17 protein-coding genes are annotated in these 25,842 nt (G+C 35.6%); 15 read left to right on the top strand and 2 right to left on the bottom strand.

Going from position 1 to position 25,842, the window contains the following annotated elements:
• Positions 1-412: 412 nt before the first annotated feature.
• The 9 genes from Q4500_RS03705 to Q4500_RS03745 all read left to right on the top strand — a co-directional run bounded on the left by Q4500_RS03705 (position 413) and on the right by Q4500_RS03745 (position 18,976).
• Positions 413-3,664, top strand: a complete 3,252-nt coding sequence (locus Q4500_RS03705; RefSeq protein ID WP_303598393.1) for a TonB-dependent receptor — start codon at positions 413-415, stop codon at positions 3,662-3,664.
• A gap of 9 nt (positions 3,665-3,673) precedes the next feature.
• On the top strand, positions 3,674-5,551 hold the full coding sequence (locus tag Q4500_RS03710) for a RagB/SusD family nutrient uptake outer membrane protein (RefSeq protein WP_303598394.1): 1,878 nt from the start codon (positions 3,674-3,676) through the stop codon (positions 5,549-5,551).
• A gap of 67 nt (positions 5,552-5,618) precedes the next feature.
• The gene (locus Q4500_RS03715; protein WP_303598395.1) at positions 5,619-8,960 is read left to right on the top strand and encodes a VCBS repeat-containing protein; all 3,342 of its coding nucleotides are present in this window, start codon (positions 5,619-5,621) and stop codon (positions 8,958-8,960) included.
• A gap of 14 nt (positions 8,961-8,974) precedes the next feature.
• On the top strand, positions 8,975-10,336 hold the full coding sequence (locus tag Q4500_RS03720) for a phosphatase PAP2 family protein (RefSeq protein ID WP_303598396.1): 1,362 nt from the start codon (positions 8,975-8,977) through the stop codon (positions 10,334-10,336).
• Complete coding sequence (locus Q4500_RS03725) at positions 10,323-12,020, top strand: CRTAC1 family protein (protein ID WP_303598397.1); 1,698 nt, start codon at positions 10,323-10,325, stop codon at positions 12,018-12,020. The genes Q4500_RS03720 and Q4500_RS03725 overlap by 14 nt, the downstream gene beginning before the upstream one ends.
• Before the next feature lie 307 nt (positions 12,021-12,327).
• On the top strand, positions 12,328-12,933 hold the full coding sequence (locus Q4500_RS03730) for a TetR/AcrR family transcriptional regulator (RefSeq protein ID WP_073241815.1): 606 nt from the start codon (positions 12,328-12,330) through the stop codon (positions 12,931-12,933).
• Positions 12,934-14,274 carry a TolC family protein gene (locus Q4500_RS03735; protein ID WP_303598398.1) on the top strand — a complete coding sequence of 447 codons (1,341 nt, stop codon included), beginning with the start codon at positions 12,934-12,936 and terminating at the stop codon, positions 14,272-14,274.
• Between the two features lie 25 nt (positions 14,275-14,299).
• Positions 14,300-15,466, top strand: a complete 1,167-nt coding sequence (locus Q4500_RS03740; protein WP_303598399.1) for an efflux RND transporter periplasmic adaptor subunit — start codon at positions 14,300-14,302, stop codon at positions 15,464-15,466.
• A gap of 6 nt (positions 15,467-15,472) precedes the next feature.
• On the top strand, positions 15,473-18,976 hold the full coding sequence (locus Q4500_RS03745; RefSeq protein ID WP_303598400.1) for an efflux RND transporter permease subunit: 3,504 nt from the start codon (positions 15,473-15,475) through the stop codon (positions 18,974-18,976).
• A gap of 77 nt (positions 18,977-19,053) precedes the next feature.
• On the opposite strand, the gene Q4500_RS03750 is transcribed toward Q4500_RS03745, so the two are convergent.
• Entirely contained in the window at positions 19,054-19,401 is a 348-nt protein-coding gene (locus tag Q4500_RS03750) for a toxin-antitoxin system YwqK family antitoxin (protein ID WP_303598401.1), read from the bottom strand.
• 258 nt (positions 19,402-19,659) lie between these two features.
• On the opposite strand from Q4500_RS03750, the gene aspS reads away from it, so the two are divergent.
• The 6 genes from aspS to Q4500_RS03780 all read left to right on the top strand — a co-directional run bounded on the left by aspS (position 19,660) and on the right by Q4500_RS03780 (position 25,272).
• Positions 19,660-21,414 (top strand): aspartate--tRNA ligase, encoded by a 1,755-nt coding sequence (gene aspS / locus Q4500_RS03755; protein ID WP_303598402.1) that lies wholly within the window; start codon positions 19,660-19,662, stop codon positions 21,412-21,414.
• A gap of 129 nt (positions 21,415-21,543) precedes the next feature.
• Positions 21,544-22,089, top strand: coding sequence for a hypothetical protein (locus tag Q4500_RS03760; protein ID WP_303598403.1), 546 nt, complete (start codon positions 21,544-21,546; stop codon positions 22,087-22,089).
• Positions 22,061-22,915 carry a tetratricopeptide repeat protein gene (locus Q4500_RS03765; RefSeq protein ID WP_303598404.1) on the top strand — a complete coding sequence of 285 codons (855 nt, stop codon included), beginning with the start codon at positions 22,061-22,063 and terminating at the stop codon, positions 22,913-22,915. The genes Q4500_RS03760 and Q4500_RS03765 overlap by 29 nt, the downstream gene beginning before the upstream one ends.
• 35 nt (positions 22,916-22,950) lie before the next feature.
• On the top strand, positions 22,951-24,735 hold the full coding sequence (locus Q4500_RS03770; RefSeq protein ID WP_303598405.1) for a chloride channel protein: 1,785 nt from the start codon (positions 22,951-22,953) through the stop codon (positions 24,733-24,735).
• Positions 24,736-24,743: 8 nt separating this feature from the next.
• On the top strand, positions 24,744-25,010 hold the full coding sequence (locus tag Q4500_RS03775) for a hypothetical protein (protein WP_303598406.1): 267 nt from the start codon (positions 24,744-24,746) through the stop codon (positions 25,008-25,010).
• Positions 25,011-25,080: 70 nt separating this feature from the next.
• Positions 25,081-25,272 (top strand): cold-shock protein, encoded by a 192-nt coding sequence (locus tag Q4500_RS03780; RefSeq protein WP_299798355.1) that lies wholly within the window; start codon positions 25,081-25,083, stop codon positions 25,270-25,272.
• A gap of 70 nt (positions 25,273-25,342) precedes the next feature.
• On the opposite strand, the gene Q4500_RS03785 is transcribed toward Q4500_RS03780, so the two are convergent.
• Positions 25,343-25,786 (bottom strand): nucleoside deaminase, encoded by a 444-nt coding sequence (locus tag Q4500_RS03785; protein WP_303598407.1) that lies wholly within the window; start codon positions 25,784-25,786, stop codon positions 25,343-25,345.
• Positions 25,787-25,842: the final 56 nt, after the last annotated feature.

Genomic DNA, 25,842 nt, shown 5'->3' on the forward strand with positions numbered 1-25,842 from the left:
TCAATATACAATTTAATAAAATATATCAAAGTTCTTCCATTTTTAGTTCACTCTTAAACCGTAGTTCAGCAGCGAAGAATTAATAGATAAACCATAATTAAAAACTGAAGTAAAACGTTCAAGTAAAACTTTTTTTTAAAAATATTTTTTTCATTAAAAAAACCCATCTCCGAAGAAAACCCCCTGTAAACAGGGAATCCTAATGAAATGTTAACACTGATAGATCCTCAATTTTTTGAGTTTCAAATATCATATTCAAAAAATATCCTAGCAAAATTTATTAAATTAACATTAATTTATATATTTGCTTACAGTAGCATAGTGTATCATAGTCTTTTTCTCTCAAAATACTTCCATGAGATTATGATTCCAATGTCAACAACAATAACTAACAACTGTAACAACTAACTTTATGAATTATCAAAAAAACTTTCCTAAGTTTTCCATGATTCGAAATCATGTAGGCTTAACGATGATTTTATTTTTTAGTGGATTTCTCTTCACCAGTCTCCACGCACAAACAACTGTTTCAGGTACTATTACATCAGCCTCAGACAACATGCCGTTACCGGGTGTTTCTGTCATTGATGCAAATAACCCAACAACGGGAGTACAAGCAGATTTTGATGGTAATTTTACCATCACCATCGATGATGGCAATTCTAGTTTACGATTTAGCTACATTGGCTTTAAAGCTGTAGTAGTGCCCGTAAATAACAAAAGTACCATAAACGTTTCTCTAGAAGAAGATGTTGCCAACTTAGACGAAGTAGTTGTCGTTGGTTATGGTACACAGAAAAAAGCAACTGTAACTGGTGCAGTTACTGCGGTACAAGGTCCTGTTCTAGAAAGTTCGCCCGCAATTAGTGTATCTAACTCATTGGCAGGTAGACTGCCCGGGGTAGTAATCGTACAAACCAGTGGTGAGCCTGGTAATGATGAATCTACTATTAGCATTCGTGGTACAAACACTTTGGGTAACAACGAGCCTTTAATCGTTATAGATGGTATACCTGATAGAGATGGTGGTATAGCCCGTATTAATGCGGATGATATTGCAAATATTTCAGTTCTTAAAGATGCATCAGCCGCTATTTATGGTGCTAGAGCAGCAAACGGAGCTATTATTGTTACTACCAAAACTGGTAAAATTGGTAAAATGCAGATAAATTATAAAGCAGATTTTGGGATTACCAAACCCACAAGAGTACCAGAAATGGCCAGTGCTGTTGAGTACCAAACCATAATGAATGAGCTAGCTATTTATAATAGTAACATTCCTTCTTCACAATGGAGTGCTGCAAGTAGTGCATTCCAAAACTCAGGTAATTATACTATTCCTGGAAGTAGTCCTGCAGAAACAGTTAACGCCGCATTCAGTCCTGAAACAATAAACAATCATAGAACAAAAGCAGATCCGTGGCTTTATCCTGATACAGATTGGTTTGGCGCAACTTTTAAAGATTGGGGAGAACAACAAAGACACAATCTATCTATTAGTGGTGGTAATGAAGATTTAAAATATTATGCTTCTTTAGGGTATTCTGACCAAGGTGCGATCTATAAGAATTCTGCGAACAGGTATCAGCAATATAATTTTAGATTAAATACCGATGCTAGAATTAACGACTACATTTCTACAAAGTTGAGCATGGCATACAGAAAGGAAGATAGAACTTTCCCTACTGAAGGTGCAGGTGCTATTTTTAGAATGTTAATGAGAGGTAGACCAAATGAACCTGCGGTTTGGCCGAACGGCTTACCAGGACCGGATATTGAAAACGGACAACAACCGGTAGTGGTAACAACTAATGCTACAGGTTATGACAAACAACCAACCGACTACCTTCAATTTACCGGGTCTGTTGATATTACAAACCCATGGGTTGAAGGCCTAAAATTAAACTTAACAGCAGGCGTAGATCAAAGTCAGTTACGTAGAAAACTATGGCAAACACCTTGGACTCTATACTCACTTGACCGTGATAAATATATAGCCACTGGTGTACCAGAACTAACGGGATCTATTCGATCAAACTTTACTGACGCAAGATTACTACAGTCTTCAAACAATGTTCTTAACACGAACCTTACGGGTATATTAACTTATGACAAAATCATTGGTGAGGACCATAACATTGGTCTTTTAGCAGGTATAACCCGTGAAAATTTTCAAGGCGAATTTTTCTCTGCATTTAGAAGAAACTATCTTTCTACAGCTGTTGATCAACTTGGAGTTGGTGGTGAAATTGCACAAGAAACGGATGGTTATGGATATAACAGAACTCGTTTAGGATATTATGGTCGTGCTCAGTACAATTTTAAAGAAAAATATTTAGCTGAATTTATCTGGAGATATGACGGTTCTTATATTTTTCCAGGAAATGATCGTTTCGGTTTCTTCCCAGGTTTATTACTTGGTTGGAACATTAACAATGAAGATTGGTTTAATGTAGACTCAATCAGTTACTTAAAACTTAGAGCTTCTTACGGAGAAATGGGTAACGACCAAGTTTCTTTTGATACCAATGGTGATGGAGAAATTACTGATGATGAATTACAGGAGTATGCCTATCAGTCTATTTATGAGTTCGGACAGTACCCTATAAATGGTCAAGTACAAACCACTCTTTTCGAAAACTTATTGGCTAATCCTAGCTTTACTTGGGAGCGTGCAAAGAACTATAACATTGGTTTAGATGGTATAGTTTTAGACGGCAAATTGAGTTTTACTCTTGAATACTTTTTAAATAAACGTGATCAAATTCTAATTCAGAAAACAGGTTCTACACCAGGTTCTTCTGGTATTTCTGCCCTATTACCTCCTGTAAATGCAGGTAAGGTAAATAATGAAGGTTTTGAATTTGCCTTTAACTATTTCGGCGGTAATATTGATGGCTTTAAATGGGATGTTGGTGTAAATGGTGGTTATTCTCAAAACAGTGTTGAGTTTTTAGATGAAATTCCTGGGGCTCCAGACTATCAATTACAAGAAGGAAAACCAATAGGTTCATATTTAGTTTATGAATCAGATGGTGTTTTTATTGACCAAGCAGCCATAGACTCTGACCCATTAGATTATAGCGCAGTTAAGCCGACCCTAGAACCCGGAGATATGAAGTTTAAAGATGTTAATGGTGATGGTGCTATTAATGACCTAGATCAAGTAAGAATTAAAAATAGTATTAATCCTAATTTCAACTTTGGTGTTACCTTTAATGCTTCTTATAAAAACTTTGATTTATCTGTTTTATTACAAGGTGCAACTGGCGCTAAATTATTTATCCAAACAGAATCTGGTGATATAGGTAACTTCTTAAAGCATAGCTATGATAATAGATGGAGCCCAGATAACCCAAGTAGTATTCACCCAAGACTAGCAAGTCGTGGCGATACATATTATACAGGTGGCGATTACGGTGACAACACCTACAATCTTTATAGTAAAGATTACTTAAGACTTAAAAATGTTCAATTAGCATACAATTTTCCTACAAAATTAATTGAGCAATTTGGCTTGTCTAAATTTAAGGTATACATGAGCGGTCTGAACTTGGCTACATGGGCTGCACAAGATATCTATGATCCTGAATCGACTAGTAATAGTGGACAGTTTTATCCACAACAGACTATTATTAACACAGGTTTTAGTTTAACATTTTAAAAAAAAATCATGAAAAAAAGAAAATTAGTACTCTTAGGCTTACTAACACTAGCGTTGGTACCTATTTCGTGTAATGAAGATTTCTTAGAAACTTCACCATTAGATGCCATTTCAGCAGATGCTACTTGGTCAGATGGTGCACTATCAGAAGCTTTTGTATTCAATGTTTACTCATCTCTAGGCTATGGAGGATTTGAGGAAGAAGGCTTATCATCATTAACAGACGAAGCAATGTTTACCCACTCCGGTAGAGGGGTAAATGTAATCACAGAAGGTTCACTTTCACCGTCAGGTACGGGAAACGTAAATATCATTCCGCAATGGAACGAGTTGTATTTAGCTATTCGTAAAGCAAATATCGCAATACAAGAATTACCAAACGCAGGGTTTGATGACCAAGCACTAAAAGATAGACTACTAGGTGAGTCCCACTTTTTAAGAGCTTATTATTACCATCAACTAATGCGCTATTATGGTGGCGCACCATTAATAGATGCTCCATATGGTCTTGATGACGACTATACAATAGCTAGAGGTACATACGCAGAGAACGTAACTTTCGTATCAGAAGATTTAGATAAGGCAATTACATTGTTAGGCGGTAAAGATGTTACACCTGGTAGAGCATCAGTGTTAAGTGCAATGGGTTTAAAATCTAGAATACTTACTTATGCAGCTAGTGATTTAAGAGACGGACCTACTGCCAGTGCAAAATCATCAATACTAGGTGGATATTCAAATCTAGAATTAGTTGCTTATACTTCAGGTGATAGAGATGCTAGATGGACAGACGCTAAAACTGCAGCCAAGGCAGTATTAGATGCAACAACTGGTTACAAATTAGATTTAGCAGCGCCTGCATCTGCAGAAGAAGCTGAACAGACTTATATCTCCATTGCTATGGGAGGTGGAAGTGCTGTTGGTGATGCTGCTGCAAGATCTGAACTTTTATTTGAAAGAACGCATTCACCTTTATTTACAGTTGAAAGTAACTGGCCTTTAGGTGGTATTCACCAAGGTATCAACAATGGTCCGAACGGTTACCACAACTGGGCAGGTAATACGCCTATTCAGCAATTAGTAGATGACTACCAGATGATGGATGGTTCTGATTTCGATTGGAGCAATCCTGAGCACGCTGCTTCACCTTATGAAAACAGAGACCCTAGACTAGCTGCAACCGTTCTTTATGATGGAGCTGCTTGGAAACCAAGACCAGATGACGTTGCTGGAATAGATCCATTTGATGAAATTCAGACAGGTACCTATGCAGATGGTAGTGGCGGAATTATTGCAGGTGTAGACATGCGTGATTCACCAATTGAAAACTGGAACGGAAGTAGAACAGGATATTACGTTCGTAAATTTATCGATTCAGATCCGTCATTAGTAGACAATCAATCAAGTGCACAGGTAGTGCCATGGCCGTTTATTCGTTATACTGAAGTAATATTGAACTATGTAGAAGCATCTATTGCACTTGGTGATGAAGGTGAAGCTAGAAATTGGCTAAACAAGATTCGTTATAGAGCAGGTATGCCAGCAATTGAATCATCAGGCACTGAGCTTTTAGAAGACTATATCAACGAAAGAAGGGTTGAACTAGCTTATGAAGAACATAGATACCATGATGCCAGAAGATGGATGATAGCTGACCAAACATTGGGTAGAGGTATTAAAGTAATGAAAGTTACTGCGGCACTTAAAGCAGGTGCTACACCAAGAACTCCTTATCAATATGACACAACAGTATATGATTACACGTATACCGTTGTTGACAATAATGATAATGAAACCAGAACTTGGGATGACAAAATGTATTTCATGCCTATTAGTAGAGATGAAATCAACAGAAATAACCTATTGATTCAGAATCCGGGTTATTAGTTTAGTTTAAATTGAGTTAAATTAAAGATCTATCCCTTTTTGGGATAGATCTTTTACTTTTAAGCAAATGACAAAAAATCTAACTCTCTGTTTTCTTATTATATGTACACTCCTTCAAAGCTGTACAGAAAAGCCTAAAAAAGATGAAGCAACAGCTACTATTAATAAGCCAGAAAAACCATCTCTTTTTACTCTTTTATCTGAAAATGAAACTAACGTTACTTTTCAGAACACTTTAAAAGAAGGGCTAAATGCTAATGTATTGGTATATGAATACTTATATAATGGTGGTGGCGTAGCTACGGGAGACTTTAATAATGACGGATTACAAGATTTATATTTCACCTCTAATATGGGTGAAAATAAGTTCTATCTAAATGAAGGCGGTTTTACTTTTAAAGATGTAACCGCAATTTCAAAAGTCACCGGCAGACCAGGACCTTGGAAAACGGGTATTACGTCTGCAGACGTAAACGGCGACGGTAAATTAGACCTCTACCTATGTTATTCAGGAGCATTACCAGATGCCAAGCGTAAAAATCAACTTTTTATCAATCAAGGTAACGACGCTAACAACATTCCCATATTTAAAGAACAAGCTGAAGCATATGGATTGGCAAGTGCCGCATTCAGCAATCAAGGCTATTTTCTTGATTATGATAAAGATGGCGATTTAGACATGCTGTTATTAAATCATAATCCGAAATCACTGCCAGTATTAAATGAAGTAAGCACAAAAGAATTCTTAAAAAAAGACGACCCATTTCAAGGTACTCGCCTATTTGAACAAAGAGATAATAAATTTTACGACATCACCGAAAAAGCAGGCATTAGCGGTTCTGCCCTAACCTACGGATTAGGTATTGCCATAAGTGACATCAATAACGACGGATGGCAAGACTTCTACATATCTAATGATTACACCGTGCCAGATTACTTGTACATCAATAATCAAAACGGAACATTTACTGACCAATTGGGCAGCCAAATCGGGCATACAAGTCACTTCTCTATGGGAAATAACGTAGCGGATATTGATAATGACGGTCTGCAAGATATTTTCACATTAGACATGTTACCAAAAGATAACAAACGCCAAAAGCTACTTTTATCTCCAGATAATTATGAAAAGTTCGATTTAAATATCAGAAGCGGATTTCATCATCAGTACATGCGAAACATGCTACAATTGAACAATGGTGATGACACCTTTAGTGAAATAGGTCAGTTATCAGGTATCTCAAATACAGATTGGAGCTGGGCTCCACTATTTGCAGATTTCGATAATGACGGATTTAAAGATCTATTTATTTCTAACGGATATTTCAGAGACTACACCAATTTAGATTTCATCAATTACATGGATAGTTACGTAAAATCTAAAGGCAGGTTACAAAGACAAGATGTTTTAGAGTTAATTAAAGAAATGCCAGCATCTAACCTCACAAACTTCTTTTACAGTAATAAAGACGGCGTAAACTTTACTGACAATACTAAAAGTGCCGGTATGGATCAACCCGCGAATAGTAACGGCGCTATATATACCGATTTAGATAATGATGGTGATTTGGATCTAGTGGTTAATAACATTAACAAACCGGCTTTTATTTACAGAAACGATTCGCCAAATGAAACCAACAATTATTTAAGTATAGAACTTAAAGGCAGCGATAAAAATACAAATGGTATTGGTTCTAAAGTAAGTATTTTCAGTGATGGAGAAACTCAAGTAATTGAACAGATGCCCACTCAAGGTTATCTATCAACTGTTTCATCCATTTTACATTTTGGATTGGCTGATAACACTACCATAGATTCCCTAGTAATCAATTGGAATTCGGGCAAAACGGAAACTCTAAAACAAGTTACTAAAAATCAATTATTATTGCTTCAAGAAAGTAATGCAAAAAAATCAGTTTTTGTAGAAGGCAAATCAGAAGTTTTATTTTCAAAGGTCGCAAATGCTATTAATTACCTGCACCGATCATCATCAGTAAATGACTTTAAAAGGCAATCACTTTTATTAAAACAAGTATCTCATGACGGTCCGCCAATGGCGAAGGGAGATATAAATAATGACGGATTAGAAGATCTTGTCATTGGTGGTGGCATTGAGCAAGCAACATCCATATTTATACAGAACAACAATAAGAAATTTACTCAAAAAGTCAATACTAGTTTTGATGTAGACAAAGAAAACATCGATTCAGACATCGCACTTATTGATGTAAATAATGATGGTAAATTAGACATGTACGTTGCCAGTGGTGGCTACCATAACTTTACCCAAAATGATCCTTTATTACAAGACCGATTGTATTTAGGTGATGGGAAAGGAAATTTTGTAAAATCTGAATCTGCACTACCAAGCATGCAGACTAATACGGCTTCTGTTGCTTTTTCAGATGTAAACCACGATACTTTTTTAGATATTTTCGTTGGTGGATCTGTTACACCCGGTCGTTTTCCTGAATCATCTAGCAGCTATATTCTAATAAATGATGGTAAAGGAAATTTTACGGACAAGACGGATGCTATTCAGCCAGAATTGAAAAATTTAGGTATGACCACTCATGCTGTTTGGGCAGACATGGACGGTGATAAAAAAGAAGATTTAATAGTTGTTGGTGAATGGATGCCTATTTCTATTTACCTCAATAAAAATGGTAAATTAATTAATGAAACCAATCAGTTTTTTGAAGAGCCCTTATCCGGATTATGGACAAGCCTACATGTAACTGACCTTAATAAAGATGGTAAACCGGATATAATTGCTGGTAACATTGGTAGCAATACTCAATTTACATTGAGTACCGATACTCCCGCTGAATTATATTATTCAGATTTTGATAATAATGGTTCTGTAGATCCTATTTTAAATTTTTATATGGATGGCACTAGCTACCCCTATATCACAAGAGATGAGTTGCTAGGTCAGCTTTCAGGTAAACGACAACAGTTTAATAGTTATGAAAAATATGCCAATGCAACTTTAAAAGAGATTTTCAATGAAACCGAATTGCAGAAGGCCAATAAACTAACCATAACACATCAAGAAACTACCGTTTTAATGAGCACTGCAAATGGCAAATACCAAAACATACCACTACCTATTCAAGCGCAATACTCCCCTATTTCAGAAATTATAAGTTCAGATTTCAACAAAGATGGTATTGTAGATTTGCTATTTTTAGGCAACAATGATTTTTATAAACTTAGAATAGGGAAGTTTGATGCCAACTATGGCACAGTACTTTTAGGTGTTGGCAACGGTACTTTTAAATATGTATCGCAATCAAAATCTGGACTATCAATAAAAGGAAGTAACACCCATGCAGTATTGATAAATGATGAACTTATATTAACCAGTTACGGCGCAGCAACTGAAACCTATAAACTTTTAAAATAGCTTTTTAAATAACGATGACTAGTACCATAAATAAAACATTTACAAGAATTTCTACCGTACTGCTGCTCTTGCTTATAATGGCATGCTCTACAAATGAGCAGCCAAAAATGAGTGATAAAGAAGTTGCTTTAGAATGGGCAAATATGACCTTGTTCATCACCAGATATACACCCTCGAACTCCCCCACTTTTGCATCTAGGGCATTTGGCTATACTGGGCTAACCATGTATGAGGCTATTGTACCGGGTTTCACTGAATATAAATCAATGAATGGTCAATTGAAAGGGTTAGAAATGCTTCCTATGGCAGATGACTCTAAGGAATATAGTTGGGTATTGGCATTAAATGCTGGGCAATCAGAAATTCTAAAGAATATCTACGTTCAAACATCCGAAGAAAACATTCAAAAAATTGATTCTCTAGAACAAGTGATATTTACTCAATTTCAAAATCGTTTAGACGAACAAACCGTTTCGCGTTCTGTGGCCTTTGGTAAATCTGTCGCACAAACTATTTTCGAATGGTCAAAAACAGATGGCGGACACAGAGGATATCTCAATAATTTCGATAAAACAATGGTACACCCAGATAGACCAGGTGCTTGGAAACCACCATTATTTGCTCAATCATTCAGCCACCACCCATTACACCCACATTGGGGAGAAAATAGAACTTTTGCTTCCACAAATAAAGAACTTGAAGACCCAAAGATGATTCCGTATGACACAACTGTTGGTTCTCCTTATTACAAGCAGTTTGAAAATGTATATCTAAAAGATTTAGAATTAACACAGCTAGAAAAAGAAGCGGCTATCTGGTGGGGCGATGACCCAGATGTAAGTTTTACACCACCAGGTCACTCATACTATTTTGCTACCCTAGCCGTAGAAGGTCATGACATTTCGCTTATTGAAACTGCACAGGTCTATGCACAAGTAGGTATGGCAGTTTCAGATGCTTTTGTTAACTGCTGGAAATGGAAATATCAATTTTTTACCGAGCGTCCAAATACTTTTGTACCTAAATATATAGATGAGGAATGGGAATCTTTTTGGCCCGACCCTCCATTCCCCTCTTTTCCATCTGGTCACGCTATACAAGCTGCAGCTGCTGCAACGGTCTTAGAACATAACTTTGGAAAAGAATTTACGTTTACAGACAAAGCCCATGAAGGCAGAGAACGCGATGAACTCAAAGAAACCGATTTTGTAATTCGGTCATTCGACACCTTTTGGGATGCCGCACTAGAAACTGCAGATTCTAGATTTTATGGTGGTATACACACACAATTAGACAACGAAGTAGGGCTAGAAAAAGGGGTAGAAATTGCAAAAAACGTTTATGCCCTAGAATGGAAGAACAATGATAAAAAATAATTCAGCACTTATTAAAATAAGCAATACCACATTCTTTCTATTATTCGGATTGATGAGCTATGCACAACAAACTTTTACCGATATATCAGAAACTGCTGGCATTGACCACCAATATGAAGTCTATGAGGGTACTTTTGGCGGTGGTGTCACAGTATTCGATGTCAATAATGACGGTTACGAAGATTTATATATAACGAGTGGTATAAAATCAGATCGATTATACCTTAACAATGGTGACGGTACTTTCAAAGATGTTTTTAAAAATTCTGGACTAGAAGTTACAGATGAGTTTGCTACTCAAGGTGTCGTAAGTGCCGATATTAATAAAGATGGATATAGAGATTTGTTCATCACGACCATTACCACTACCGATGGTAAAAGCGTTATACCAAGGGCAAAAAACTTACTCTTCTTAAATAATGGAGATGCAACCTTTAAAGATGTAACGAATGAATACGGCTTAGAGGATTTAAACTCCTTCAGTACAGGACCAAGTTTTGGTGATTTTAATGCAGATGGATATACTGATTTATTTGTGGGTAATTATTTTCAAGAATTTACTGGCAAACTGGGTATTATAAAAGATGCCACCATAGTTAGTGCGAACCAAACCGCTAGAAGTTATTTACTAAAAAATGAAGGCGGCAAAGGTTTTGAAAACGTGTATGATGAATATGGTTTAGGGCATAAAGGTTTTGGTTTCGGTGGAGTTTTCACCGATTATGATAATGACCAAGATCAAGACTTATTGGTGAATCAAGATTTTGGCTATAAAGCCGTTCCTAATTTTCTATACCGAAATGAGTATCCTGATCTCCATTTTGATGATGCCAGCAAGGAAACCGAAATGGATTTAAAAATTAACGCCATGGGTGCAGCTGTAGGCGATTATAACGGTGATGGGTGGATGGATTATTACATTACCAACATCAAGTTCAATATGCTAATGGAGAATCAAGGTATCGGTAAACCGTTTGTAGATAAAGCAAAAGAATTAGGCACTTACAATTTAGCAATTAGTTGGGGTGCGAATTTTGCTGATTTTGATCATGATGAAGATTTAGATTTGTTTGTTTCTAACGGAGACCTGAATCCGAATTGCACACCTATGGGCAATTTTTATTTTGAAAATAACGACAATACCTTTACTGAAAAAGGAAGGGAATTAGCCATTAACGATTACGGAATTGGTAGGGGTTCGGTAATATTTGATATGGATAATGATGGTGATATGGATTTACTAGTTGTAAATCAAAAACCTATTTTAAATTACCCAATATCATCTACCACACGACTTTTTAGAAATGATTTAGAAAAAGGTAATTGGCTAAAAGTTGCTCTTAAAGGTTTGGATTCAGAAGCAAATGGCATCGGCTCTCGCGTAACTGTAGTTGCTAATGGAAAAAGAATTATCAGAGAAATTGATGGTGGTGGGTCTAGTCATTTATCACAAAACTCAGTGATAGCGCACTTTGGTTTGAGAGATAATACTGCTGTTGATTCTGTAATTGTAAATTGGACAGGCGGTAATACTCAAATACTGACTAATATAAAAACTAACCAACAGTTAGAAATTGTAGAAATCAATCAACCGAAAAAGGAAACTTCTACTATTTGGTACCTGCTTGGCGCTTTAGTACTTCTTGTTGTTATCTATTTTGTAGATAAAAAGAAAAAGCAATAAACTTATTTCACTATCCCGAAGGTTATAACAATCAATTAATTTTAAGATACTTACCTCAAAATACATCAGTATTTAATACCTCATCTTTTCTAATTAATACATTTTAAAACGCTTTTATACCCTCTATGTATAATAGCGAAACCTGGTTTTTTCAAAAAGCCATAGTTCTAGCCTCAAGTAATTAAAGCTATATAACTAATTACGACTCCCTCAAAATTCGTTGAAAAACTACCGAATATTAAAAAATTGTAAAACTTTGGAAACTTTTTTAGTTTCTAAAGTTTCCTGATGTATATTTGCAGCCGATATGAAAGAAAAAATTAGGGATACAGCTTCACAGCTTTTCTTAGAACGTGGTTTTAAGAGTATTACCATGGACGATATCGCCAATGAAATTGGCATGTCTAAAAAAACCATTTACAGCGAGTACAGTAATAAGACTTCGTTAGTAGAAGATTGCGTAATGAATAAGTTCTGTGATTTAAGCAATGGTATTGACTTAATTATAGCGATGGAGAAAAACGCTATAGAAGAATTGTATGAGATTAAAAAATATGTAATGTCTCATTTAAATGATGAAAAAAGCTCTCCTCAGTATCAATTAATGAAATACTATCCGAAAATTCATAAAAACCTGAAACTTATGCAATTCGATAAAATGCATAAGTGTATATTATTGAATGTAGAAGGCGGTTTAAAACAAGGCTTGTTTAGAGACAATATAAATCCGGAGTTTGTTGCTCGAATATACTTCACAGGTCTAAATAGTATAAAAGACCAAAATATGTTTCCGTTAGAACAATTTCCAATAGGGAAACTTATGGACTCATTTTTAGAATATCATATTAGAGGTATTGTAACACCAAAAGGAAAAACCATATTAAATAATATCATCAATTCAAATCAAGAATAAATGCGAAATCAATTATTAATTTTAATTACTATTCTAAGTATAAGCTTAGGGTATTCACAAGAGCAAACCTATTCGTTTACATTAGAAGAAGCGATTCAATTTGCATTAGAAAACAACTATTCGGCAATTAATGCGAATAGAGATATCATAGATGCCCAAAAGCAAAAATGGGAAACTATCGCAGGCGGACTTCCTCAAATTAACGGGTCTGTTGGCTATTCTAATCAATTAAAGCAACCTATAACATTACTGCCGGCAGAATTGGTAGGTGGTGCAGCAGGCGAATTTATACCTGTAGTTTTCTCTCAACCACAATCAGCAACTGCAACAGTTACTTTGACCCAACAAATTTTTGATGGTTCATATATTGTTGGTGTACAAGCAACAAAAGCTTTTTTAAGCTATAGTGCAAACAACAAAGAGAAAACAGAACTAGACGTTAGAAAACAAGTAGTTGAAGCTTACGGAAATGTACTTTTAGCAGAAGAAAGTATAGAAATCTTAGAGAAGAACAAAAGCACACTCGAAAAAAATATTTTTGAAACTACAAAGTTATTTGAAAACGGACTAGGAGAAGAAGAAAGTGTTGACCAGCTTCAAATTACATTATCATCTATAGATAATCTATTGCAAAATGCTCTTAGGCTAAAAGACATTACATTACAAATGTTGAATGTAAGCATGGGTCTAGACCTTAATGCACCTACACAATTACAAGAAAACCTAGAAGATCTTACCATGTCAAAAATGGACTTAGGTATTCTTGGTTTCGACTTTAATATTAATGACAATGTTGATTACAAGCTTGCCGAGAATTTAAACGAACAACGCTATTTTGAATGGAAACTAGCAAGAAGTCGCGCATTACCAACCTTGAATGCGTACGTAAACTATGGTAGTTCAGCTTACTCGGAAAGCTTCGATTTTTTCAGCGGAGATCAGCAATGGTTTGATTCTTCTATTATGGGTTTCGATTTGAACATACCCATATTCAGTTCATTGAAAAGAAGTGCTAGTACGCAACGTGCTAAAATTGCTTTAGAAAAATCAGAAACTCAATTAACCGAAGCTGAACAACAAATTAGATTACAGTTAGAGAATGCCAAAAATAATTATACACTGGCGATAGATAATTACGAAACCGCAAAGCAAAATCTAACACTATCTGAACGTATTGAAAACAAAAACCAAATCAAATATAAAGAAGGTCTTGCAACAAGTTTTGAACTGAGACAGGCACAAACACAATTATATACTACCCAACAAGAGTACTTGCAATCAATGGTAGAGGTAATTAATAACAAGACCGAATTGGAAATCATTTTAAATACAAAAAACTAAATAATCAATCGTTAAAAATACAATCATGAAAAAAATACTAATTTTATTAATTGCAACTATTGGCATATACTCATGTGGCAGTGGTGAGCAGTCGGTAGCAGATATTATAGCACAGCAAGACCTAGAGACAATAAGAACTAAAAAAAATAATATTAACGCGCAGCAAAAAATAATTGATGCGCAAATAAAGTCTTTAGATTCTGCCATTGCCATTTTAGGTAATGAAGAAAAATTACCGTTAGTAAATACATTGACTGCTAAAAAAGAGCTATTCAATCACTACTTAGAATTACAAGGTGATGTATCTACCAAGCAAAATGTATTGATATACCCAGAAATGGCAGGTACGCTACAAAGAGTATATGTTAAAGAAGGAGACAAAGTTTCTAGAGGGCAGGTATTAGCGACTATTGACGATGGCGGTATGTCAAGCCAAGTAAGTCAATTGAAATCGCAAGCTGCTTTAGCAAAAACGACTTTTGAACGTCAAGAGCGTTTATGGAATCAGAATATTGGTTCAGAAATTCAATTTTTACAAGCTAAAACCAATTATGAAGCTGCAGAAAATATGGTCTCTCAGACGCAAAGTCAATTGGGTAAATCAACCATAAGAGCACCTTTCTCGGGTATTATTGACAATGTAATTAAAGATCAAGGTACTGTAGTTGCCCCTGGTCCAGGTTCAGAGGTATTTCGTATCGTAAATCTATCTGATATGTATATTGAGGTAGAAGTGCCAGAATCATATTTAGGTAGTGTCGCAAAAGGTAAAGAGGCTTTGGTATATTTTCCAGTTTTAGGTGATAGCATCATTACTAAAATTAGACAGACAGGCAATTTTATCAATCCTTCGAATAGATCTTTCGAAGTTGAAATACCTGTACCGAATAAAGAAGGTAAGATTAAACCTAATCTTTCTGCCAAGGTAGCTATCAACGACTACACTAGCGAAGATGCCATATTAATACCAACTAGTATAATTTCAGAAAATGCGGATGGGGAGCAGTATGTATTCGTTGCAGAAGAGCCGAATGCAGATGGTGAAGCGTTAGTAAAAAGAAGCGTAATCATCACTGGTAAAACACAAGGTGCAAATATTGAAGTATTATCTGGTTTAGCAGATGGCAACCAAATTATCAAAGAAGGTGCTAGAAGTGTAAAAGATGGTCAAAAAGTTAAAATCAAAAAATAAAGATCGATGAGCAAAGTACAAAAGAACGCCGATAAGGAATTCGGTTTATCGTCTTGGGCCATTGATAACCCTTCGGTTATTTATGTCATGATAGCCATTTTTCTTTGGTTAGGATTTAGCGCCTATATGGCAATGCCTAGAGAAGATTTTCCTGAAATTATAGAGACCAAAATCTACATTAGCACACCTTACCCAGGTAACACAGCTGAAGATATTGAAAAACTGATAACAGACCCTTTAGAGGATCGGTTAAAGAATATAAGTAACGTAGTAGAAGTCACCTCAACTTCTCAAGAAGATTACGCTATTTTGACCATAGAGTTTGATGAAGAGATTACTGTTGAGCAAGCCAAACAAAAGGTAAAAGATGAGGTCGATAGTGAAAAAGCGAGTGAAGACTGGCCTACTTTTAACGGTGCAAAGGTAGAACCGAATGTGTTTGACCTGAATTTTTCAGAAGAAGTGCCCATTATGAATATCAACTTTACCGGAGATTATCCTGTAGAAAAGTTGAAAGAGTTTGCTGAATATTTACAAGATGAAGTAGAAGACCTACCAGAAATTAAACAAGCAGATATACGTGGTGCACAAGACCTAGAAGTTGAAGTTGGTGTTGACATTTACAAAATGATGGCTGCTAAAATCAGCTTTCAAGATGTAATTAGTGCTATTAGTAATGGTAATATGACAATGTCTGCCGGTAACTTAAAAACCGTTGGACAAAGACGTACCATTCGTATTTTAGGAGAAGTTGAAAATCCTAAAGAATTGAACAACTTCGTCGTAAAATCTGAGAATGGCGCTGTATACCTAAAAGATATTGCTACCATTAACTTTCAATCAAAAGACAAAACTACCTATGCTCGAGAATTCGGGAACAATGTAGTAATGCTCGATGTAAAAAAGAGAGCAGGTAGAAATTCTATTTCTGCAGCAGACAAAATAAAAGAATTGGTAAAAAAAGAAAAAGCCGATTACTTTCCGCCAGATTTAAATATTTCCATTGCCAATGATTCTTCTACACGTACACTGAATCAAGTAGATGACTTAGTAAATAACATCATCTTCGGTATTATACTCGTAGTAACCGTTTTAATGTTCTTCTTAGGCTTTAGAAATGCACTATTTGTAGGTTTCGCTATACCAATGTCAATGTTCATGTCATTCGTAATATTATCATGGCTAGGCTATACCTTAAACACAATGATTCTTTTCGGAATGATCATGGGGCTTGGTATGCTAGTAGATAACGGTATTGTAGTTGTTGAAAATGTATACCGATTAATGGATGAAGGTTTGTCAAGAACCGAAGCTGCAAAAAAAGGTATCGGTGAAATAGCATACCCAATTATCATATCGACAGCCACAACTGTGGCCGCGTTTGTACCATTAGGCCTTTGGCCTGGTATTTTTGGGCAGTTTATGATCTACTTCCCTATTACTCTTTCTGTGGTTTTAGGGTCTTCATTATTCGTGGCAATTTTCATGAATTCTATGTTGGTATCGAAATTCATGAGTACCGATGAAAAAGAACTTACTTTAAAGCAATTGATTAGAATGAGTGTTATTATGGGTGGCATTGGAGCATTAATACTCATCTTCGGTGGCGCTATGCGTGGCCTGGGTTCTGTACTTATACTTACTGCAATCATGTTCTGGGCATATAAATATATCATTAAAGGTTCTGCTATTAAGTTCCAAAAGAATACAATGGCACGTTTTGAAAATTGGTATGAGCGTCGTTTAAAGCACGCACTAAAAGGCAGCAATGTATACTGGTATTTTGGTATTACATTTCTAATGTTGATCGGTGTATTCATGTTATTCGGTATGTCTGTTGGTAGCGGTAGAACTAAAATTGAATTCTTCCCAGATAACAAACCAAATGAAATCTATGTGTATGTAGAATATCCTGAAGGTACTTCTATTGAAAAGACCAATGAGATTACTAAAGAGGTAGAAAACCAAGTGTACGCAATCATGGATGATGATATGTACAAGAATGAAAAGGGTGAAAACTTTATGATGGCATCTGCTGTTTCTGTAGTAGGTGAAGGTGCCGGTAATCCACTTACCGATGGTGGTTCGTCTGCCGAAATGCCACATAAGGGTAAGGTAACCGTAAACTTTAGCGAGTATAAATTTCGTAATGGTTTAAATACCGAAGATATTCGTGGTCGTGTGCAAGCTGCATTACAGGGCATTTATCCTGGTGTTGCCATATCGGTAGAGAAAGATGCCAACGGTCCGCCAGCAGGTTTCCCAATTAACATTGAGCTTGAAGGTAATGATTATGATGAGCTGATTAATACTGCCGAAGACATTAAAAACTTTATCAATACTAAAAATATTGCTGGTATTGAAGAATTGAAGATAGATGTAAACAAGGGCAAACCAGCCATGCAAGTGATTGTAGATCGCGAAAAAGCGGGTGAATTAGGTGTTGCCGTTGGTCAAGTTGGTAACCAATTAAGACGTTCTATTTTTGGTGAAAAAGCAGGGGTTTATAAAGAAGATGGTGAAGATTATGATATCAACATAAGATTCAATGAAGATTTGAGATACAATAAAAGTGCCCTATTCAATCAGAATATCATTTTTAGAGACCCTTCTAACGGACAGATTAAGGAGATTCCAATTTCTGCTGTAGCCACCGAAAAGAATACATCTGGCTATAGTGCTATTAAACACCGTGACGGTAAACGAGTGGTAACTATTTATTCGGGATTAAAACCTGGCTTTACTGATGCCGGTGCAATTGTTGCCGAAATTCAAAATGAGATGGGAAGTTTTGATGGAACTCCCGCTACCGTTAAAATTGATTATACAGGTCAATTAGAAGAACAAGCGAAGCAACAAGCTTTCTTAGTAGGTGCCTTTTTCTCAGGATTAGGATTGATTATGCTTATCTTAATTTTCCAATTTGGTGGTATATCTAAACCATTGATCATTATGATCGCAATTTTCTTAAGCTTTATCGGCGTATTTGGAGGATTGATGATTACCGGATGGTCTTTTGTAATTATGATGACTATGATGGGTATTATCTCATTAGCCGGTATTGTAGTAAATAACGGAGTGGTACTCCTAGATTACACCCAAATTCTGATAGATCGTAAAAAAGTACGTCTTGGTATAGAAGACAGTGATCTTTTAACCATGGATGATGCAACAGATTCAATGATCGTAGGTGGTAAGGCGAGATTACGCCCAGTAATATTAACTGCTATAACAACTGTTTTAGGATTGATTCCATTAGCGATTGGACTTAACATTGATTTCTTTGCGCTATTCTCAGAGTTCAATCCACACATTTATATTGGTGGAGACAATGTAATTTTCTGGGGACCATTAGCTTGGACGGTTATCTTCGGATTAATCGTTGCAACCTTCTTAACCTTAATTATTGTGCCAGTACTATTCAACATAGTATACCGAATAAAAATAAAGTTTAGCAGTTTCGGTGGAAATAGTAATGAAGAAAATAAACAATTAGAGCATGTAGCTTAATCTAAAAAAAGCTGAAACAAAAAAGCCCCGTATCAAATGATACGGGGCTTTTTTATTGTTGTTGTATTTGATTGAGATTACTTATTCGTTACAACAGGATCTTTTGCTTTTGCTTTAGAAACACTAGCAATTCTGTTATTATCAAAACTTACTTCACTTTTTACATCACCTTCCCAAAATAACCACTTACCGGTTCTAACACCATTTTCGTAATTACCCATGGCAATTTTATCTCCTTTTTCATTGAACATTTTCCATTCACCTTCTAACTTCTCGTTTAAAAAGTAACCCTCTTGAGATTTCTCACCATTTGCGTGAAAGTATGTCGCTTTTACTTTTTCTCCTTCTTTTTCAAAAGTAGGATCAACTTGAGCGTAAGCTCCGAACGACAATGCCATTACAGCTATAATTAAGAATTTTTTCATGATATATTTTTTTTTGGGATTATTATTTTACAGTACTCTAACGAGATAAAGATACAATTATTTTGCAATTAATCAATGTTTAGGTAACTTTTACATAACATTAAATTTACATTGAAGCCATATTTAACTGTTTTTAAGATAGTTAAGTAAAATTCAATTTAATATCAACCAAACCGGTCATCCTATAAAACGTGCGTTTAATATAGACCTATAATGAAATAGACTTCTTAAATTTGCCCTTTCATTAAAGCACATGTTATGTATAGAAGCCATTCCTGCGGGGAATTAAGAAAATCACATATTGGCCAAACGGTTACACTATCCGGTTGGGTAGCAAAAACTAGAGACAAAGGTTTCGTAGTTTGGGTAGATTTAAGAGATCGCTATGGTATTACACAACTAGTACTTGATGAAGACCGCACAAATGCAGTGCTATTAGAGCAGGCAAGAAATTTGGGTAGAGAGTTTGTTATTCAAATTAAGGGGGAGGTTATTGAAAGAACTTCTAAAAACACCAACATCCCAACGGGTAATATAGAAGTTTTAGTTTCTGAACTTACTATTCTGAACGAATCTAAAACACCGCCTTTCACTATCGAGAACGAAACCGATGGCGGTGAAGATCTTCGTATGAAATACAGGTATTTAGACATCCGTAGAAACCCTGTGAAAAACAATCTTATTTTTAGAAGTAAGGTTACTATGGCCGTTCGTAAGTTTTTATCTGGTGAAGGCTTTATAGAAGTTGAGACGCCGTATTTAATAAAATCTACACCAGAAGGTGCTCGTGATTTTGTGGTACCTAGTCGTATGAACGAAGGTCAATTTTATGCCTTACCACAGTCGCCACAAACCTTTAAGCAATTGCTTATGGTTGGTGGTATGGACAAATACTTTCAGATTGTAAAGTGTTTTAGAGATGAAGATTTACGTGCCGATAGACAACCAGAGTTTACACAGATAGATTGTGAAATGGCTTTTGTTGAGCAAGAAGATATACTTAATGTATTCGAAAATTTAACCAAGTACCTTTTAAAAGAAGTAAATGGTGTTGAAATCGATTCATTCCCAAGAATGACTTATGATGATGCCATGGCTAAATATGGTAACGATAAGCCAGATATTCGTTTTGGAATGGAATTCGCTGAATTAAATAGCGTTGCCCAGCATAAAGAATTCGGAGTATTTAATTCTGCAGAGTTAGTAGTAGGTATTGCTGTACCTGATGCAGCGTCTTACACTAGAAAAGAATTAGATGCTCTTGTAAACTGGGTTAAACGCCCACAAGTTGGTGCCAATGGTATGGTTTACGTAAAATGTAATGAAGACGGAAGCTTTAAATCTACCGTAGATAAATTCTACGATCAAGACGATTTAGCAAAATGGGCAGAAGCAACAGGCGCCAAACCAGGTGATCTTATTTGTGTACTTTCTGGCGATGCCAATAAAACAAGAACACAGTTAAGCGCCTTAAGAATGGAAATGGCAACCAGACTAGGGTTAAGAAAACCAAACGAATTCGCACCATTATGGGTTGTTGATTTCCCATTATTGGAGCTTGATGAAGAAACTGGTCATTACCACGCAATGCACCACCCATTTACTTCTCCAAAACCAGGTCAGTTAGAATTATTGGATACTGATCCAGGTGCTGTACGTGCAAACGCTTACGATTTAGTATTGAATGGAAACGAAATAGGCGGTGGTTCTATTCGTATACATGATAAGGATATGCAAGCAACTATGTTCAAACATTTAGGTTTTACACCTGAAGAAGCAAAAGCACAATTCGGTTTCTTAATGGAAGCTTTTCAATACGGTGCACCACCACATGGCGGATTAGCATTTGGTTTAGATAGACTGGTATCTATTTTAGGCGGACAAGAAACGATTAGGGATTTCATTGCCTTTCCTAAAAATAATAGCGGTAGAGATGTCATGATCGATGCCCCTGCACCAATTGATAATGAACAATTGAAAGAATTGAACTTGAAGTTGGATATTCAAGAATAAACCATCTTGACAAAGTGATAACAAAAAATCCCGCCTAGTGCGGGATTTTTTGTTTGCTCTTCTCTTCAATTAGACACCTTACAAATCAACCACCACACTAAGTAAGGTATTTTTTGTTAAATTCACTTTGTGAAAAAATGGGTAAAAGTTGTATTGTATAGTTTATTGGGCATAGTTGTAATCATTGGTGGTGTTATTGGATATTTTTATTATCAATATGATTTGAAATATGAAGTAAATTCTTCAAAATATCAGCACGATATCGGTTATTTATCACCTACAAATCGTGATTTTGTTCCTAATTTTGAACGATGTAGTAATAATCATCTCAGAGGATATTATTCTAGTGTAGGATTTAATGTTTTTGATAACAGCAAAGCACATTTTAGACAATTTATTCAATCTAACTTCAATAGTAAGCGCTATGATGATAACGGTATGCTTAACCTTCGCTTTATTATTAATTGCAAAGGTGAAGTCGGTGATATGGAGGTAAACAAGCTAAATAAAGATTATCAAATAACAAAACTCAACAATGATTTGGTTGAAGAAATAATTCAATTAACGGTAGAAAAGGAAAATTGGGTTATTTCAAATAACAAATCGGATAATGACAAATACATGTACTTGATTTTTAAAATAGAAGATGGAAAAATTGTTGAAATATTACCTTAGTTTTTTACTATTAATATCATTAAGCTGTAAGAATGAAAATCTAAATGAAGGATCATCAGAAGATTCAAAACTAATAGCAAAAGATATTTGGGACACTGAAAATAGTAAGCACGGTTTTAACGGTAGTTTTCAAGGGACACCAAAAGCGATGACCCTTCTGGATAAAATTATAGCTTTAGATAGTACGAATGCAGATGCATTAAGGGAGATTTCCGTTCCTTTTCTAAAAAGGGGAATTCCACTTGAATGGAAAGCAAGATTTGACAAAGCAGTAAAACATGACCCAGCGACATGGGTGCCTTGGCGAGGCTATTTATACCTGTGGTTCTACAGAGATTATGAAAAAGCCATTGCAGATTTTAATGCATCAGATTCTATAACTCCTTATTTAGATTATCCACAAGGGCATAGTGTCTATTTTTGGCGTGGCATTGCTTATTTAGGCGCAAAAGACTATGACAACTCCATTGCTTATTGGGACAAACATATTACTAAAGAAACAGAGGACTCTGGTGAAGATTGGGTAGAACTTGAAGCATTTCTATATAGAGGTATTGCGTATTATGAAGCAGGTAACATTGAAAAAGCAAATGAAAACTTTGAAAAAGTCATTCAATACTTCACCAATTCTGCAGATGCCAAATATTATAAGGCGCAATTATTATTAAATAAGGGAAATAAAAAGGCGGCTATGAATATGATTGATGATGCCATTGTAGATTTTAATAATGGGTATTATAATAACAGAGGTTATGTAGAAACCTTACGCCAAATTTATCTTGAAGATTTAGAAGAACTTAAATCAAAAATCATAGCAAGTAATTAAATACCTTTGAACCCTATCACTGATATGGCTCAACCATGCCCATCCAAAAGAATAAAATTTTAAAAAGTATTTACAAATGGAGATATAAACATATCTCTCAAAAGACCTTTGTTTACATTTTAAGTGTAGTTGTAGGTCTTTTGGCAGGCTTGGCGTCGGTAACCCTTAAGAACATAACTTACTTTATAGAAGCATCCCTTGAAAAAGGAATTAATATCTCCAGTAATCAACTGTATTTTATTCTTCCTATTATTGGTTTAACATTAGTTTATCTGTACGTAAAATATATTCATAAAGAGAAATTAAAACATGCTGTTTCTTCCATTCTATTTTCACTTTCAAAAAACAAGGGGCGTATAGATGTAAAACAGGTCTATACACAGTTAATTATAGCTCCTTTAACCGTTGGTTTTGGTGGATCGGTAGGTTTATTAGGGCCGGCAGTAGCAACCGGTGCCGCTATTAGCTCCAACCTTGGTAGGCTTTTTCATATTAACAGCAAAACACGTTCTTTATTAATTGCCTGCGCATCGGCAGGTGCAATCTCATCTATATTTCAGTCGCCAATTGCTGCCATTATTTTTGCCGTTGAAGTATTCAGTTTAGATTTAACCATGATATCGATGCTACCTCTTTTATTAGCATCTATTAGCGGTGTACTTACCTCCTACTTTTTTATGGGAAACGAAGTGCTATTCAATTTCTCTATTACAGAACCCTTTGAAGTTAAAGACACCTTGTTTTATATTCTCTTAGGTGTTGGTACCGCTGTAGCGTCTATTTACTTTACAAAAATGTACTTCGGCATAATCAACCTTTTTAAACCATTAAAGAGTCCGAAATATCGGCTTTTAGTTGGTGGTCTTGCTATAGGTATTATGTTGTATATGATTCCTCCACTGTATGGTGAAGGTTTTTCCTTTATCAACGACCTTTTAATCGGTGATCATATTAAAGCTTTGGGCAAGACACCTTTCGATGCTTACATTGGCAATATTTGGGTAGTAATAGCACTTTTGATCGGTATTACTATTTTTAAGGCGGTAGCGATGACCACTACTTTAGCCGCAGGAGGAGCAGGAGGAATTTTCATACCTACAATGGTTATGGGTAGTGCTTTAGGCAATGTAGTGGCAAAATTGATTAACAATTCTGGATTAGGGTTTTCGGTATCTGAAAGTAATTTTACCTTAATTGGTATGGCAGGTCTCATTGCGGGAGTACAGCACGCTCCGCTAACGGCTATTTTCCTTATTGCTGAAATTACAGGTGGTTATGCCCTATTTGTGCCTTTAATGATAACAGCATCTATATCTTATATCATCACAAAAAACACAGTTGATTACACCATTTACACAAGAGAATTGGCTGAAAGCGGAGACTTGCTGACCCACAATAAAGATCAAGCGGTACTTACTCTTATGGATTTAGACACTGTAATTGAAACCAACTTTAAAGCTGTACACCCAGATATGACCTTGGGTGAAATGCTACACGACTCTGTCGCCAAATCAACACGAAATATTTTTCCCGTTGTAGATGTAAATCACATGTTTTTGGGTATTATTTTATTAGACGATATTAGGGAGTTTATGTTCGATACCAAATTGTACAACACTACAAAGGTGGAAACATTTACCCATAAAGCACCCGATCATATATATTATGGGCTGGACAGTATGCAAATTGTAATGCAAAAATTTCAAGATAGTGGCGCGTGGAATTTACCCGTAGTCAAAAACGGAAAATACATGGGCTTTGTTTCCAAATCAAAACTATTAACCGCGTACAGAAGAGAACTTATAAAATTCACAAAGTAAAATAACTCATGAAATATATAATTATCGCCATAGTATTAATCTCAATCGGATTAATTATTTACGGATTCAATTTAGATGCCGGTGAAGAAGTGCTATCACATCGGTATATAGGCTCAGGTACCTTATTGCTATTTTTAGTTGCCATGCCGCTCTTTCTTATTCGAGAGAGTAAGGGTAAAAAATTCAATAATTACATGCTTACCGATGAAAATGTACGGAAAATGCAAGGAAAAGAGCCTAGAAAGACTGATAATCAAGACACTCCGAAAAATTAATAGTGCGATTCGCTACCAATGAATCGTAAAATATTGTAAATTAGAATGTTAACATTAAAATTTCAATACAATGATTGGTACCGTCAAATTTTACAATGAATCTAAGGGTTATGGATTTATAACCAATGAAGAAACTGGAAAAGATATTTTTGTTCACGCCACCTCTTTACACGGCACTGAGCTTAGAGAAGGTGATAAAGTGAGTTATGAGGAGGAGGAAGGAAGAAAAGGTACTGTTGCCGGACAAGTGCAGGTACTTTAACAATGTTCTTTTTTTTAAAAAAATTTAGATAACCACGCGCTTGCGTGGTTTTTCATTTATGCTCAATATCCTATTTTCTTTTCTTGGCAAAAAACTGAAGCAATAAACTAGAAGCTTCATCAGCAAGAATACCACCAGATATTTTAGTTTTAGGGTGAAGAGTTGTTCCCATAACTCCGCAACCACGCTGTTCATCTGTAGCGCCATAAACGATTTTACCAATCTGGCTCCAATACAGCGCGCCAGCACACATTTGGCACGGCTCTAAAGTCACATACAACGTACAATCTTTTAAATACTTACCGCCTAGAAAATTAGCTGCAGAAGTTATTGCCTGCATTTCGGCATGTGCCGTAACATCATTCAATTTTTCGGTTAAATTATGTGCTCTTGCAATGATTCTGTCTTGCACTACAATTACAGCACCCACAGGCACTTCACCAGCTTCAAATGCATATTCTGCTTCTTGAAGTGCCTTTTTCATAAAATAAGTATCATCGTAAGGTAAAACCATAACCTCAAAAATACGATAGTTTCATTTTTAAAAAAGTATTTTTGTGCCCATTATAG

Origin of the sequence: Maribacter sp. 1_MG-2023 (genome assembly GCF_030547005.1) — a bacterium.
Classification (GTDB): domain Bacteria; phylum Bacteroidota; class Bacteroidia; order Flavobacteriales; family Flavobacteriaceae; genus Maribacter.

What these genes read in the sequence shown, in the direction of transcription:
- Q4500_RS03705 (WP_303598393.1), top strand. Translation starts at nt 413, where the DNA reads ATGAATTATCAAAAAAACTTTCCTAAGTTTTCCATGATTCGAAATCAT.
- Q4500_RS03710 (WP_303598394.1), top strand. Translation starts at nt 3,674, where the DNA reads ATGAAAAAAAGAAAATTAGTACTCTTAGGCTTACTAACACTAGCGTTG.
- Q4500_RS03715 (WP_303598395.1), top strand. Translation starts at nt 5,619, where the DNA reads ATGACAAAAAATCTAACTCTCTGTTTTCTTATTATATGTACACTCCTT.
- Q4500_RS03720 (WP_303598396.1), top strand. Translation starts at nt 8,975, where the DNA reads ATGACTAGTACCATAAATAAAACATTTACAAGAATTTCTACCGTACTG.
- Q4500_RS03725 (WP_303598397.1), top strand. Translation starts at nt 10,323, where the DNA reads ATGATAAAAAATAATTCAGCACTTATTAAAATAAGCAATACCACATTC.
- Q4500_RS03730 (WP_073241815.1), top strand. Translation starts at nt 12,328, where the DNA reads ATGAAAGAAAAAATTAGGGATACAGCTTCACAGCTTTTCTTAGAACGT.
- Q4500_RS03735 (WP_303598398.1), top strand. Translation starts at nt 12,934, where the DNA reads ATGCGAAATCAATTATTAATTTTAATTACTATTCTAAGTATAAGCTTA.
- Q4500_RS03740 (WP_303598399.1), top strand. Translation starts at nt 14,300, where the DNA reads ATGAAAAAAATACTAATTTTATTAATTGCAACTATTGGCATATACTCA.
- Q4500_RS03745 (WP_303598400.1), top strand. Translation starts at nt 15,473, where the DNA reads ATGAGCAAAGTACAAAAGAACGCCGATAAGGAATTCGGTTTATCGTCT.
- Q4500_RS03750 (WP_303598401.1), bottom strand. Translation starts at nt 19,401, where the DNA reads ATGAAAAAATTCTTAATTATAGCTGTAATGGCATTGTCGTTCGGAGCT.
- aspS (WP_303598402.1), top strand. Translation starts at nt 19,660, where the DNA reads ATGTATAGAAGCCATTCCTGCGGGGAATTAAGAAAATCACATATTGGC.
- Q4500_RS03765 (WP_303598404.1), top strand. Translation starts at nt 22,061, where the DNA reads ATGGAAAAATTGTTGAAATATTACCTTAGTTTTTTACTATTAATATCA.
- Q4500_RS03770 (WP_303598405.1), top strand. Translation starts at nt 22,951, where the DNA reads ATGCCCATCCAAAAGAATAAAATTTTAAAAAGTATTTACAAATGGAGA.
- Q4500_RS03775 (WP_303598406.1), top strand. Translation starts at nt 24,744, where the DNA reads ATGAAATATATAATTATCGCCATAGTATTAATCTCAATCGGATTAATT.
- Q4500_RS03780 (WP_299798355.1), top strand. Translation starts at nt 25,081, where the DNA reads ATGATTGGTACCGTCAAATTTTACAATGAATCTAAGGGTTATGGATTT.
- Q4500_RS03785 (WP_303598407.1), bottom strand. Translation starts at nt 25,786, where the DNA reads ATGGTTTTACCTTACGATGATACTTATTTTATGAAAAAGGCACTTCAA.